Genomic DNA, 12,653 nt, shown 5'->3' with positions numbered 1-12,653 from the left:
CTTATGCTCTATTAGCCGGGCTGTACACGTGCGAGGTAGCGCGGGTTAGCGGCGGCAAGCTCGGCGGCGGCAGTGGCGCGCAGGTGGGCCAGCAGCTGTGCCTGGCGCGGCGCTGCGTCGAAGTCGCCTGCGCGGATAGCAGCGCACAGCGCCTGCTCTTGCTCGTGCACGGCCGCGCGCAGCGCCGCGCCGGCCGGCGGCGTGGTGGCTTGCTGGTTCAGCAGTATGCCGAGCCGCACCCAGGCTGCGACCAGCGCGAGCTCGCCGTGCGCCAGCTCGCGCTCGGCGATTGCCAGCACATTCGCGGCCACGAGTGTCTGGAAGCGCAGCCGCGGCTCGGCCAGCGCCGGCAGAACATGCTGCTCGATATGCTCGCGCGCAGCGGCGATCAGCTCGGCGGCGGTTGGATGGTCGAACATAGCGCCTCGCGAACCAGGCGCCGAGAACTCGCGCATTTTGCTGCTTAGCTCCCGGCTGCTTCTTCAATCAGGCTCAGAAACTCGAGCTCCATCTCGGCGGCGCGGCGGCCCAGGCTCGCGTACTCGACGCTTGGGTCGGCGCCGGAAAGGTGGCGATGGGCCTGGCTGTGGCACGTCGCGGCCCAGCGCACATTGCCCAGGATCTCCCAGAAGCGTAGCGCCGCGCCGTCGACGCTGCGGCCCGACGCGGCCTGGTAGGCGGCAATGTATGGCGCAAGCTCGCCCACCCCGCCAACGCGCAGCGCGTCGTTGCCGAAGCGCCAGTCGCGCACGCAGGCCCACGCGAGATCCTCGTGCGGATCGCCGACGTGCGCGAACTCCCAGTCGATCACCGCGCTCAGGCCGCCCAGGCCAACGAGCACATTGCCGATGCGAAAGTCGCCATGTACCAGCGTGGGCTGCGGGCACGCGGGGGCGCGCTGCTCGAGCCAGCGCAGGCCGAACTCGAGCGCCGGCGTAGCCAGGCCGATCGCCGCAAGCATGCCGCGCACGTCGTCGATCGCGTGCTGGGCTGGCGAGCGGCCTGGCGCGGGGCGCGGCAGAAACGCCAGCGGCGCCGGGTCGATCGCGTGGATGCGCGCGAGCTGCTCGGCCAGCTGGCCTGCCAGCCGGGCGCGCGCGGCGGCGAGCTCGGGGCGGCGCACCACGCGCGGCCCGATCGACTCGCCCGCGACCCGATCCATCAGAAAGAATGGCCGGCCGAGCGCAGCGCCGTCGGCGCTGCACCAGCGCGGCTGTGGGGCCAGCACGCCGGCGGCGCAGGCCGCCTGCAGCAGCGCGAACTCGTCGGCGCGGCTGAGCGCGCCGGGGTTCATGTTGCTGGCCTGGTCCATGCGCAGTACCAGCGCGTGCGGCGCGCCGCCAACAGCGGCATCGATCGCCCAGGTATCCATCGAGGCGCCGCCGGCGATCGGGCGCGCGGCCACAACTTCAGCCGCCAGGCCAGTAGCCGTGGTGAGGAAGCTGGCCAGCGCGCCGGCAAGCGCATTCTGATCGAATGAAGGCATAAGGCTGGCTCGTGCTGAGCTGCGTATCGCTACAAGCATACACCCACGGCCACAATGGCGCAACCCGCGACTCAACCAGGTGCTGTCGTTCTGGCGCGCAGCTATGCTATACTGCGCATACGCCAACCAGCCAACAGCAAAGGTTCTGCTATGCCAGTGTTTCCCCCGCGCCGCCGGGTGTACCTGCTGCGCCACGGCGAAGTGAGCTACATCGAGCAGGGCCGCGCCGTGCCGCCCGAAAGCGTGTCGCTGAACGAGCAGGGCCGCGCCCAGGCGGCGGCAGCAGCCCAGGCGCTGGCGGGGGTGCTGTTCGACCGCGTGGTGTGCAGCGGGCTGCCGCGCACGCGCGAGACCGCGCAGATCGTGCTGGGCGAACGCGCGCTGCCGATCGAGGAGGTGCCGGCGCTGCACGAAATTCGCGGCGGCAGAATCATGCACCTGACCAGCGCCGAGCTGCGTGAAACATTTGTCGAGGCAATCACGCGCCCGCTCGCGCCCACCGACACCTTTCTGCTGGGCGAAACGTTCGGCGACTTCCGCGCGCGGATTGTGCCGGCGTTTCGCGCGCTGCTGGCGGATATGGCGTGGCGCACGATGCTGCTGGTGCTTCACGGCGCGGTGAATCGCGTGATCCTGGCCGACATGCTTGGCGCCGAGCTCGACGCACTGGGCCATTTCGAGCAGGACGCCGGATGCATCAATATTATCGACGTGAACGAAGCTGGCTACGGCATTATTCGCATGGTGAACTACACGCCCGCCAACCCGCTCAAGAGCGGCATGGAGCTGACGAGTATGGAGCGCTACTTTCTTGAATTCCCCCAGGTGATCGCAGAGGACGACTAGACTAACAGGAGCTTCGATGCTACGCTACAAACTGCTGCACCCCGAAATCCTGGCCGCTCTGGGCAGCCTTGGCCATGGAGCCCAGATCCTCATTGCCGACGGCAATTACCCGTTTGCGACGCGCTCGCATCCGCAGGCGCGGCGCGTGTACCTCAACCTGGCGCCGGGCGTGCTGTCGGCTACCGATGTGCTGCGCGTGCTGGTCGACGCGATACCGATCGAGGCGGCGCATGTGATGGTGCCCGACACTGGCGAGGAGCCGGCGATCTTCCGCGAGTTTCGCGAGATTATGCCCGAGCGCGAGCTGTATATCCTCAGGCGCTTCGAGTTCTATGCCGCTGCCTCTGTGCCCGATGTGGGCCTGGTGATTGCCACGGCCGAGCGCCGCGTGTACGCCAACTTGCTGCTGACAATCGGCGTGGTGCCGCCCGACGAAGCCTGAGCCGGCGGCTCGCTGCAAGGCGTTTGAAGAGCACGAACCTTGTTCGTGCTCTTCGCTATGTTGGCGGCCTTGGAAGCCTTATGACTGCGCAGGCGCCTGCGCGGTTGGCTGCTGGGTTGGCGCCGGGACGCTTTCAGCGCGCGGCGTGCTGGTAGGCGGGGCGGTCGGCCGGGGCGTATTCGTGGGTGGCTCAGTAGGCTTGGGTGTGCTGGTAGGCGGGGCGGTCGGCCGGGGCGTATTCGTGGGTGGCTCAGTAGGCTTGGGTGTGCTGGTAGGCGGGGCGGTCGGCCGAGGCGTGCTAGTGGGCAGCGCAGTCGGCCGGGGAGTATTCGTAGGCGGCACGGTCGGCCGAGGGGTGCTGGTGGGCGGCGCAGTCGGCCGGGGCGTGCTGGTGGGCGGCGCGGTCGGCCGAGGGGTGCTGGTGGGCGGCGCAGTCGGCCGAGGGGTGCTGGTGGGCGGCGCGGTCGGCCGAGGGGTGCTGGTGGGCGGCGCGGTCGGCCGGGGCGTGCTGGTGGGCGGCGCGGTCGGCCGGGGCGTGCTGGTGGGCGGTGCAGTGTGCCGGGGCGTATTGGTGGACCGGGGCGTATCCGTAGCCGGCTGGGCTGGCTGCTGAGTGCTCGTTAGCTTCGGCGTACTGCCGACGCGCGCGGTCGAGGTTGCGCTCGGCCGCGCAGTTTCGGTTGGTCGCGGCGTAGTCGTGCTGGAGGGCAGAACCGTTGGCGTGCTGCTCGGCGTGGTAGTGCTGGAGGGCAGAACAGTTGGCGTGAAGCTTGGCGTGTCGGTCGCGCTGGGCGGCGGGCTGCTCGGCGTGGCCTGCGCCGCCGGCAAGGCGGTTGATAGCTGGGCCAGAGCAATAGCCGTAGCAGTGGGCCTGCGCGGCGCGGCGCTAGCAGCCGGTGGCAGCACAGGCTGGCCAGGTGGCAGGGTGGGTGCGTGGCTGGCGCGCCGCTGTGGCTGGGTATCGGGCGGGCCGGCAGACTCGGCGGCGGCTGGCTCCGAGGTTGGCTGAGGCGTCGGGCTGCTGAACGCCGTAGCGGTGGGCTCGATCGCCACAGCCGGAATGGCGGTACGCGACGGCCGGGGGCGTCGCGTGGCACTCGGCAGAGGTGCGGCTATGGTGGGCGCGGCGAAGCTCAGCGTGGCCTGCGCCTGGCTAGCTGGCTGTGCCGAGAGATCGCGCAGGGTGTCGGTGATCACGGCCGCGTCGACCGGGGCAATCAGGTGCAGGCGGCTATCGCGCGGGTCGGTGCTGTAGTCGGCGGCGATGTGCGACGGCTCGGGCGCGTACGCCAGCGCGCTCGACTGAAAGGCCAGCTCGATCACCAGCAGTGCGCTGGCCATACCCACGGCCATAGTCGCGGCCCAGAAGGTGGGCGCCGCCCAGCTTTGGCTAGTTCGCATAAACGGCCTCCTGGCTGACGATCGCGTAGATGCCGACGCCATAGCGCTTGCCTTTGACGTGATGCACGCCATGGTCGAAGAACTCCAGCCCATGCGGCTGGCCAAGCGCGGCATAGGTCGCATCGCTGATCAGGATGCCATCGCCCAGCTCGCGATTGAGCGCCTGGATGCGCGCGCTGAGGTTTACGGCATCGCCGATCACGGTGTACTCCATGCGCCGCTCGGCGCCAATCAGGCCGGCGATCACTGTGCCGGTGTTGATGCCGATGCCGGCGATCAGCTCGGGCAGGCGCTCGGCCGCGCGGCGGTGATTGAGCAGTGCCATGCCGGCGCGAATGGCCAGCGCGGCGCGCACCGCCGCCTCGGCGCTGGCCTGGGCGTTGCTTTGCTCGTCGGCTAGCCCGAACAGCACCAGCGTCGAGTCGCCGCCGAACTTATTCACGATCCCGCCGTAGCGGTCGGCGGCCTCGACCACGATGCGGAAGTAGTCGTTCAGGCCGCCGATAACCTGCGCCGGGTCGTCGCGCTCGGTCATTGCGGTGAAGTCGCGCAGGTCGGTGAATAGGATCGAGAGCATCTTGGCCTCGCCGCTGAGCGCCAGCGGCCGGCTTAGCACCAGGCGCGCCACCGTGGGGCTGACGAACCGGCCGAAGATGTCGTGCATGCGCTCGCGCTCGCGCAGGCCCTCGACCATGGCGTTGAACGAGTGTGTGAGCGCGCCGACTTCGTCGCGGGTGGTGATGGCGATGTGGTGCGAGAGATCGCCCTGCGCCACGCCCTCGGCGGCGCGCGCCAGCGCGGTGATCGGCTGGGTGATGCGGCTGGAGATCGCGGTGCCGACCAGTATGGCCGCCAGCAGGCCAGCCGCCAGGATCGCCAGCAGCATCAGCTCGGCGTTGGCTAGCAGGTCGCTGCGGCCGGCCTTCGACAGCGCCACGCCCACGAGCTGCGGGGTCTCGCCTGCGCGCAGCATAAGGGTGGCGACGATCTCGGTATACGCGCGGCTGCCGAGCGTCAGCTCGCGGGCGCTAAGCTGGCCGGCCGCTGCCAAAGCGGGCGGCTGCTCGGCGCCGAACGAGCTGGCGATGATCGAGCCGTCGGCGTCGTAGAGCGTGACATCGGCCAGGCTGGCGGCGCGCCAGCGCGCCACGAGTGTTGGCGCGGTGGTGCCGATCAGCAGCCCGCCGGCCTGGGTCTCGCCGTCGTAGAGCGGCGCGATGGTGTAGAGCGCCGGGTCGTCGCCGGTTACCAGCCCGACATACTTGTCGCCGCGGTTGTCGATACTCCGATCGAGCACCGCGCTGACGAACGGCCAGCTGGCGACGCCGGCGATGCTCAGCGGCGCGAGCGCGCCGCGCCCATCGAGCCGCAGCCCACCCAGCAGCTTCCCGTCGCTGTCGAGCAGCAGCACGTGCTCGATGCCCTGGCTGACGGCGTAGGGCGCCACCAGTGCCAGCGCGCCCGTGCTGTCGCCGGCGCGCACAGCCGCGCCGAGGCCGCTCAGGCGCGCGAGCGTGCGCGCGTCGGTGAGCTGGCTCTGCTCGGTACGCACGATGCTATCGGCCACGCGCAGCTGGGTTTCGTGCACCTGGCGGCTCCAGGCCGAGGCGACCGACTCGGCGTTCATGCGCGCGACGACGTAGATCACCGCCAGCGCCAGCACCAGCGCCAGCGCGACATACGGCAGCGTTATTTTGAACAGCAGGCGTGGCGCGAAGCGCAGCTGGCCGCCGTCGGGCTGGGCCTGCGTGGAGGTTGCGATGCTCATTCGGCTTCCTGTTCACGAACACTCACGCGACATATGCGCGTAGCACCATGCTAATAACCATTTATTAACTAGATGCTACCGTTTCATGTGCAGGAACTATTGTGTATAAGGAACTTGGAAAGAGGTATGCGCCCCAACGGGAGGTTTGGAGGCTCTGCGACGCCCCTGCAATTTCTTTTGCGATGCCTCGGGCAGAGCATCGCAAAACGAACGTGATCGGACGGGGTTGGTATGAGCGCTACTGGCTCTGGGGCAGGAGCTCGTGGTAGACGGCGCGCACCTGGGCGTAGATCCGATCCCAGGTGAAATCGCGCAGCACCTTGGCGCGGCCGGCGGCGCCGAGGCGCGTGGCCAGCTCGCGGTCGCGCAGCAGCCGCTCGATCGCAGCGGCGGTGGCGGGGATGTCGGCAAACGGCGCGAGCAGGCCGTCGTAGCCGTCGGCGATCACATCGGGCACGCCGCCGGCGCGCGCGCCGACCACCGGCACGCCGTAGCACCACGCCTCGAGGTAGGCGATGCCGAACGAGTCGGTGCGCGAGGGCATGGCGAACACATCGGCGGCGGCCAGCGCGTCGCGCTTGACTGGCTCGGGGGCGTAGGGCAGCAGCCTGATGCGCGCCTTGGTTTCGGCGGGGAGCGCACCGTAGAAGCGCGTGAACTGCTCGAGCGGCGCGCCAATCAGCGCCAGCGTAGCGTCGCTGCCGGCGCCCCACAGCCGCTGCATGGCCTGGATCGCCGGGATGGCGCCTTTGTCGTAGGCCAGCGCGCCGACGTACAGCACCAGCTGGCCATGGATCTGCTGCTCGGCGCGGAAGCGCGCGCCATCGCCGCCCAGCACCTCGGCGGGCGTCACGCCAACGCCGATCGGCCGCAGGATGGCGCGCGGCACCCCGCGCGCGGCCAGCGCGTCGGCCTCGAGGCGCGTCATGGTGATCACGCGGTCGCTGCGGGCGAGCAAGCCGACCTGGTGGCGCATGCTGTAGTAGCGCAGCAGCGAGTCGTCGCCAGGCGGGCCGAGGTGCACGAACGGCGTGCAGATAAACGGGATGCGCCGGCGGCGCGCGAACGCGAACGCCGGCACGACGGCGAAGTCGAGCGTAATATTGGTGGCGTGGATGAGGTCGAAGCGCTCGGCGGCGAGGGCCTGAGGCAGGTCGGGCAGGCGCGGCGTGAGCGTGGCCATGCGCCGCAGCAGCGGCGCGGTGCCGGGCACGCGCGAGATCTCGGCCATAAGGCGGCGCAGGATCGGGTAGGCAATCGGCGGGCCTGGCATGCGCCGCACCGGCAGGCGCACGATCCGCACGCCGTTGTGGGTTTCCTCGGGCGACGCAACGCGGCGCTTGCGGGCATCCCAGAAGAACTCGAGGTCGTGGGCCTCGGTGGCGAGCACAGTGACGCGGTGGCCCTCGGCGGCCAGGCGCTCGCCGACCTCGGCGAAGTAGCGCGCCGCTCCCGAGGCGACCGGGTGATACAGCTGGACGACGTGGAGAAAGTGCATGGGCGCGATTGTATCACGGTTTGCGCGCGGGGATGCGAGCTTTGTATTTTGACAATATTCTTGGATTATTGTACAGTATATCTGTACATTTTCAACTCGGAGGGTCGCATGCCGATTCAAACAACATATACACAGGCCCGCGCACACCTCGCCAGCCTTCTTGATGCGGTCGTCGACAATCGAGAGGTTATTATTATTCAACGCCGGGGAGCTGATGACGTAGCGCTGATTGCCGCTGATGAGTTAACCAGCTTGTTGGAAACTGCACATCTTCTACGCTCACCTGCCAACGCCGAACGTCTTCTCGCCGCGCTCGCGCGCGCACGTGAAGGCAACGGGATGCCCCAATCGATTGCTGAGCTACGCGATGAGGTTGGTCTTGGCAAAGAAGCGTGAGGTGCCGGCCCAGACGACGCGACAGGCCGTATTTCAAGATGAATTTCGAGCTGATCTACGCTACTGGGCCGAGGCCGATCGTCGCACTGCGCTGCGTATTCTCGCCCTGGTCGAAGCCGTCATGCGTGAACGATTCAGCGGGATCGGGAAGCCAGAGCCACTCAAATATCTCGGTGCAGATGTTTGGTCGCGACGCATCACACAAGAGCATCGTTTGGTCTACCTCGTACGAGCAGATTGTATCGACTTTCTTCAGGCGCGCTACCACTACAGCTGACCAGTAGCCACCCTCACAACCCTCGGCTGCATTCAGCATGCGCAGGTCGCCAAATGGCGTGTATGGGTTGCGGCTCGTAGCGCTTTTGAGCCGCAAGGCTCATTGCAGCTCCTGCTCGAGCTGTTTAATCTCGGCCTCAAGCTGGGCGATCTGCTCATTGATCGTCACTTTATCGACCTGGCTTAATAGCGTGCTTTTCTGCGAGTAAGCGGCATCGAGCTTCCGGTAGAGTGTGGCGAGGTAGCGCTCTTTCGCCGCCCGTGCAGGGTTAGCGCGTGGTGCGGTCGGTTGGGGTGGGTTTACCTTTGGAGGAGGAGTTGTCTCTTGATGTGCAGCCACGGTAGCACTCTCGGGCTGTTGTGTTTGATGCGCCTGTGCTGCCTCTGGAGCCTCAAGCGCCTCAGGATCTGAAAGCACATTATTCACCAGCGACGCGGCCGCTGCGGCGGCGAATGGCTGGTGCTGGCTATGCTTCGTGCCATCGGCCCAATCGCAGATTGCCTTGATCAAGATCCAGGGACGCCGCTCGTAGAATGACGCCGCTGACAGGCCAGTGCCCTCCATTTCGCCGCCAATCGCCTCGGGAAAACGCTGCTGCAGCTCGGCCTTACGCTCGGCATTGTCGATCAGCTCTTCGCCCGACAGAACGGTGCCTTTGTGCACGCGGCAAAGCGTGCCATCCGGGCGTGTGAACTGCCAGTCGTAAGTGTTATCAAAGCGATTAAACAGCGCGGCATCGCTGGCCAGCCGCTGGCCACGCTCGAGCGTGGTTGCGCCCGCGCGAATGGGGTTGTACGGAATGATCTCGCTGGCGACCAGGACATCGCCAATCTTTTGCTTGGAAGGGTTCATGCCAAACGCCACGCCGATTGCGATGGTTGCACGGGGCTTCCAGAAATCCTGGGCGCGCTGGGTCACAAGCATGGTTGCGCCAGGCCCAGCTGAGCCCATACGTGTTTTCACAAGAACGGCGTCGTAGGCGCCATAGCGGCCGAGGTAGTAGGTTTCGTTGCCGACTGAAACTTGCACCACGCGCTCTTGGTTCGGTAGTGGCTGCAATAAACGCCCAACCGCGAAAAATTCATTGTCATTGACGGTAAGCAGCAGCACCGGATGCGGGCGAATCAGCGGGATAGCCTCGGCGCGCGCGAGCCGTTTGATTGCGGGTGGGCCTGCGACGTACCAGGGTTGTTGTTCAGCTTGGTAGGGGGGCAGATCGACGCTGGCAGCGGGTTGAGAAGGTGAATTCTTCTCCTCAGCCTTCTGCTCATCCACAACGGCCGTCGGCGATGTATTTCTCACCCTCAGCCCGCGGATCAGGCGATCCATCTGGAAGGCGCGCTCGTGCTCGTCGGTCAGGTCGATGGCTTCGAGGTAGGCGATGCGCGCGGGCAGGCGCGCGGGCTTGAGGATCAGCGGCAGCAGCTTGCGCTCGACGCCGGCCGGGTCGGCGGAGCTGGCGAGCAGGCCCTGGAAGCTGTTCCAGTCGCTGGCGAGCCAGTCGGGGGTGACGACGATCAGGGTGTGGCGGCTGCCGGCGACGGCGTTTTCGATGTTGACGATCTTGGGCGCGCCGATCGCGAAGTCGCGATAGTCGACGAGGTAGCGCAGCCCGGCGCGGTCGAGGCGCGGCAGCAGCTCGCCGCGCACCCAGGCTTTGTCGGCCGGGTGGTAGCTGACAAACACGTCGGCGGCGGGCTCGGCGGCGGGCGGTGTGCCTGGGATGCTGCTCATAGGCGCCTCCACAGCTGCGGCGGGTTCGTCGCCATCTTCAAAGTTGTTCTCAACAATGTAGCCATACCGACGCAGGTATGCCTTGATCTTGGCGATCTGCGCGCGGGCGTCGTCGATCTCGAGCTGCAGGTAAGCTGGGGCATAGACGCCCATCTTTCCCTGCTGATCGAGCTGGATGCGCAGGCGCTGGCGCAGGGTGTTCAGCAGCGTCAGCTGGCCCTTGAGCGTCTCCTGGTCGGGCATATGCTCACCACTCTATGTCGCAGGCGGAAGTGTCATTATTATAACGCAGCAGCGGGCATTTTTCGTTGATCTTGCCTGCGGCAGCTTGCATGATTATCAACATTCGTGCGGTGGCGCGCGCTAGGCTGGAATTGAGCCTGCGGCAGCAAGGTACTTCTTCTTTCCTGTTGCTGATTTTTGCACTCGCCGAGCGCGGAACTATGAACCTATGCAAACCTGGTGTTCACCACGCCGATGGCCGGCCGTCGCGCCACAGGCCGTAGGTGGTGATGCCATACTCGCGCGGCAGGCCAAGGTCGGCGGGGGTGGGCTCGGCCAGAATGAGCGCGAGGCTGAGGCCGCGGCGCTGCAGCGGCAGCAGCTTTGCCAGCAGCTCGGGGCCGCGCTGGCCGGTGATGACGATCACGGTGCTGCCCCAGCCGAGGTGCGCCGCCGCAGCGCCGAGCGTGGCGGGCAGATCGCCCTCGGCGGCCATCTCGAGCCGCCCGAGCGTGCCCATGATTGTCATGAGGTGGGCACGGCCGTGGCCCACCGGCACGTTCAGCGCCGCCGCGCCGATCGCCGGGTCGCGACCGCTGGTGCACAGGCCCACCGGCTGGCGGCGCGCGGCCAGGTGCGCGGCCAGCGATGCGGCGGCGACCAGCGCGCGCTCCATGGTGTCGTAGGCGAAGCGGCCGCCGTACTCGCCGCGCGAGAACGCCAGCGCGATCAGCGTCTCGAGCGCGATCGCCGGCTGGTAGCGACGCACCTGCGGGCTGCCGGCGTGCGCCGTCGTCTTCCAGTCGATCCGGCGCACGCCGTCGGCGGCCTGGTAGGGCCGCACCCCCACCGGGCGCGCCGGGTCGCTGAACAGGCGCTGGTTGGTGGCCAGCGTGCCGTAGGGCAGCGCGGCCGGCAGACCCAGCTCGGCCAGCGGCAGCGTGGCCGGGTAGATCGTCAGCGCGTCGTTCTCGGGCCTGGCGAGCGTGCGCTCGTCGAGGCCTAGCACGTCGCCGGTAGCGAGCGTGAGCGGCCCGATGCGGTAGTAGCCGCGGCGCTGCCCGGCTACCACGTAGGAGAGCACGCGGCGCTCGTTTGCGCCGAGCGACAGCACCTCGCGCACGGTCGAGGGGTTGCGCAGCGCGGGCGGAATGCTCTCGGTGAGCGTCAGCCAGGGCACCGGCAGCAGGCCAGTGTTGCGCAGCTCGATCTCGACGGTGGTGGGCTCGCCGGGGAACGCGGCCGGCGGCAGGCTCCGCCGCCAGCTCAGCTGCCGGGCGCCGCGCCGCAGCCAGAAGCGCGCCAGCAGCTGCAGACCCACCACGACGTACAGCAAGTAGAAGAACAGCTCGCTGCGCAGGGCGGCTGCCACAAAGAATAGCACCAGGATGAGCCAGAACAGGTCATTCATTGGCGCTACGCTTTGCGCTCCGATAAACGTAGGACAAACGCATCTGGCGTGCTCAGCCTTCGGCAGAGCGGTACTAGCCTATTGTGCGCGGTGCCGCAGGCGAAACGCCTAGCTTTAGGAAGTCGAATAACGCAAGTGTGCAACCCCAAAAGCTATGCGCCCTGCTCGCCAAGGTCTAGCGTCACCTCGCCGAGCACGCTGTCGAGCACGGCGGCGGCGCTGCGGCCGCGCAGCGCGCTTTCGGGGCGCAGCAGCAGCCGGTGGCGCCACACCGGCCGCACCAGCGCCTTGATGTCGTCGGGGATCGCGTACTCGCGGCCGGCAAGCGCGGCGGCGGCCTGGGCCGCGCGGAACAGCGCGAAGGTGGCGCGCGGGCTCACGCCAAGCGCCAGGTCGGGGTGGCTGCGAGTGGCATTCGCCAGGCGAATAACGTAGTCGCGCAGCGAATCCTGCACGTGGATGCCCCAGATCGCCCGCTGCAGCTCGGGCAGGTGCGCGCCGTCCGCCACCGCGCCGATCGCGCCGATCGGGTGGGCGCCCTCGAGCGCGCGCAGCATCGCCGCCTCTTCGGCCGGCGTGGGGTAGCCCAGCGCCACCTCGATCAGGAAGCGGTCGAGCTGGGCCTCGGGCAGCGGGAAGGTGCCCTCGAACTCGACCGGGTTCTGGGTGGCCAGCACCAGGAAGGGCTGCGTGAGCGCGCGCGTCTCGCCGTCGATCGTCACCTGGCCCTCGCCCATTGCTTCGAGCAGCGCGCTCTGGGTGCGCGGCGTGGCGCGGTTGATCTCGTCGGCCAGCAGAATGTTGGCGAAGATCGGGCCGGGCTGGAATACAAACACGCCCTCGTTCTGGCGGTAGATCGACACGCCAAGCACATCGTTGGGCAGAAGGTCGGGGGTGCACTGGATGCGGCGGAAGCTGAGCCCCAGCGACACAGCCACCGCGCGCGCCAGCATTGTCTTGCCGACGCCGGGCACATCTTCGAGCAGCGCGTGGCCGCCGCACAGCAGCGCAACCAGCAGCAGGTCGGTCGCGTCGCGCTTGCCGACGATCACGCGCGCGACGTTCTCGCGCACTGCGGTGGCGAATTCCTGAATATCCTCTAGTGAAGCGGGCACGCGGCAACCTCTCTCCGTTGGCGATGCAGGCAATTATATGCCGCGCGCTAGAACTTG

Annotated in this window: 12 protein-coding genes; 4 read left to right on the top strand and 8 right to left on the bottom strand. The window is 67.7% G+C overall.

The features are described 5' to 3' along the window. Nucleotides 1–11 precede the first annotated feature (11 nt). Together U0177_RS07855 and U0177_RS07850 are read right to left on the bottom strand one after the other, a co-directional pair. Complete coding sequence (locus U0177_RS07855; RefSeq protein ID WP_409570054.1) at nucleotides 12–419, bottom strand: DUF6285 domain-containing protein; 408 nt, start codon at nucleotides 417–419, stop codon at nucleotides 12–14. Nucleotides 420–463: 44 nt separating this feature from the next. After that, nucleotides 464–1,486, bottom strand: a complete 1,023-nt coding sequence (locus U0177_RS07850) for a phosphotransferase family protein (protein WP_409570053.1) — start codon at nucleotides 1,484–1,486, stop codon at nucleotides 464–466. Between the two features lie 150 nt (nucleotides 1,487–1,636). On the opposite strand from U0177_RS07850, the gene U0177_RS07845 reads away from it, so the two are divergent. Both U0177_RS07845 and U0177_RS07840 read left to right on the top strand, forming a co-directional pair. Continuing rightward, nucleotides 1,637–2,332 carry a histidine phosphatase family protein gene (locus U0177_RS07845; protein ID WP_409570052.1) on the top strand — a complete coding sequence of 232 codons (696 nt, stop codon included), beginning with the start codon at nucleotides 1,637–1,639 and terminating at the stop codon, nucleotides 2,330–2,332. Between the two features lie 16 nt (nucleotides 2,333–2,348). After that, complete coding sequence (locus U0177_RS07840) at nucleotides 2,349–2,774, top strand: RbsD/FucU family protein (RefSeq protein WP_409570051.1); 426 nt, start codon at nucleotides 2,349–2,351, stop codon at nucleotides 2,772–2,774. 78 nt (nucleotides 2,775–2,852) lie between these two features. Here the strand turns inward: U0177_RS07840 and U0177_RS07835 are convergent, their stop codons facing one another. The 3 genes from U0177_RS07835 to U0177_RS07825 all read right to left on the bottom strand — a co-directional run bounded on the left by U0177_RS07835 (nucleotide 2,853) and on the right by U0177_RS07825 (nucleotide 7,441). Beyond that, nucleotides 2,853–4,175: a hypothetical protein gene (locus tag U0177_RS07835; protein WP_409570050.1), complete on the bottom strand. Its 1,323-nt coding sequence runs from the start codon at nucleotides 4,173–4,175 to the stop codon at nucleotides 2,853–2,855. Further along, nucleotides 4,165–5,943 (bottom strand): adenylate/guanylate cyclase domain-containing protein, encoded by a 1,779-nt coding sequence (locus U0177_RS07830; protein WP_409570049.1) that lies wholly within the window; start codon nucleotides 5,941–5,943, stop codon nucleotides 4,165–4,167. The genes U0177_RS07835 and U0177_RS07830 overlap by 11 nt, the downstream gene beginning before the upstream one ends. 238 nt (nucleotides 5,944–6,181) lie before the next feature. After that, nucleotides 6,182–7,441, bottom strand: a complete 1,260-nt coding sequence (locus tag U0177_RS07825) for a glycosyltransferase family 4 protein (protein WP_409570048.1) — start codon at nucleotides 7,439–7,441, stop codon at nucleotides 6,182–6,184. Nucleotides 7,442–7,549: 108 nt separating this feature from the next. Between U0177_RS07825 and U0177_RS07820 the strand changes: the two genes are divergently transcribed. Together U0177_RS07820 and U0177_RS07815 are read left to right on the top strand one after the other, a co-directional pair. Continuing rightward, nucleotides 7,550–7,837: a type II toxin-antitoxin system Phd/YefM family antitoxin gene (locus U0177_RS07820; protein WP_409570047.1), complete on the top strand. Its 288-nt coding sequence runs from the start codon at nucleotides 7,550–7,552 to the stop codon at nucleotides 7,835–7,837. Then, entirely contained in the window at nucleotides 7,821–8,114 is a 294-nt protein-coding gene (locus U0177_RS07815) for a Txe/YoeB family addiction module toxin (RefSeq protein ID WP_409570046.1), read from the top strand. Before U0177_RS07820 ends, U0177_RS07815 begins: the two co-directional genes overlap by 17 nt. A gap of 99 nt (nucleotides 8,115–8,213) precedes the next feature. On the opposite strand, the gene U0177_RS07810 is transcribed toward U0177_RS07815, so the two are convergent. The 3 genes from U0177_RS07810 to U0177_RS07800 all read right to left on the bottom strand — a co-directional run bounded on the left by U0177_RS07810 (nucleotide 8,214) and on the right by U0177_RS07800 (nucleotide 12,596). Further along, on the bottom strand, nucleotides 8,214–10,091 hold the full coding sequence (locus U0177_RS07810) for a TIR domain-containing protein (RefSeq protein WP_409570045.1): 1,878 nt from the start codon (nucleotides 10,089–10,091) through the stop codon (nucleotides 8,214–8,216). 223 nt (nucleotides 10,092–10,314) lie between these two features. Then, nucleotides 10,315–11,481, bottom strand: coding sequence for a DUF58 domain-containing protein (locus U0177_RS07805; protein ID WP_409570044.1), 1,167 nt, complete (start codon nucleotides 11,479–11,481; stop codon nucleotides 10,315–10,317). A gap of 152 nt (nucleotides 11,482–11,633) precedes the next feature. Then, on the bottom strand, nucleotides 11,634–12,596 hold the full coding sequence (locus U0177_RS07800; RefSeq protein ID WP_409570043.1) for an AAA family ATPase: 963 nt from the start codon (nucleotides 12,594–12,596) through the stop codon (nucleotides 11,634–11,636). Nucleotides 12,597–12,653 lie beyond the last annotated feature (57 nt).

The organism is Kouleothrix sp., assembly GCF_046328425.1.
GTDB lineage: Bacteria > Chloroflexota > Chloroflexia > Chloroflexales > Roseiflexaceae > Kouleothrix.
Note: the sequence above shows the minus strand (reverse complement) of the source record. Positions and strands in the feature narration are given on the sequence as shown.

Coding starts and splice junctions, on each gene's coding strand:
- U0177_RS07855 (WP_409570054.1), bottom strand. CDS start 419: ATGTTCGACCATCCAACCGCCGCCGAGCTGATCGCCGCTGCGCGCGAG.
- U0177_RS07850 (WP_409570053.1), bottom strand. CDS start 1,486: ATGCCTTCATTCGATCAGAATGCGCTTGCCGGCGCGCTGGCCAGCTTC.
- U0177_RS07845 (WP_409570052.1), top strand. CDS start 1,637: ATGCCAGTGTTTCCCCCGCGCCGCCGGGTGTACCTGCTGCGCCACGGC.
- U0177_RS07840 (WP_409570051.1), top strand. CDS start 2,349: ATGCTACGCTACAAACTGCTGCACCCCGAAATCCTGGCCGCTCTGGGC.
- U0177_RS07835 (WP_409570050.1), bottom strand. CDS start 4,175: ATGCGAACTAGCCAAAGCTGGGCGGCGCCCACCTTCTGGGCCGCGACT.
- U0177_RS07830 (WP_409570049.1), bottom strand. CDS start 5,943: ATGAGCATCGCAACCTCCACGCAGGCCCAGCCCGACGGCGGCCAGCTG.
- U0177_RS07825 (WP_409570048.1), bottom strand. CDS start 7,441: ATGCACTTTCTCCACGTCGTCCAGCTGTATCACCCGGTCGCCTCGGGA.
- U0177_RS07820 (WP_409570047.1), top strand. CDS start 7,550: ATGCCGATTCAAACAACATATACACAGGCCCGCGCACACCTCGCCAGC.
- U0177_RS07810 (WP_409570045.1), bottom strand. CDS start 10,091: ATGCCCGACCAGGAGACGCTCAAGGGCCAGCTGACGCTGCTGAACACC.
- U0177_RS07805 (WP_409570044.1), bottom strand. CDS start 11,481: ATGAATGACCTGTTCTGGCTCATCCTGGTGCTATTCTTTGTGGCAGCC.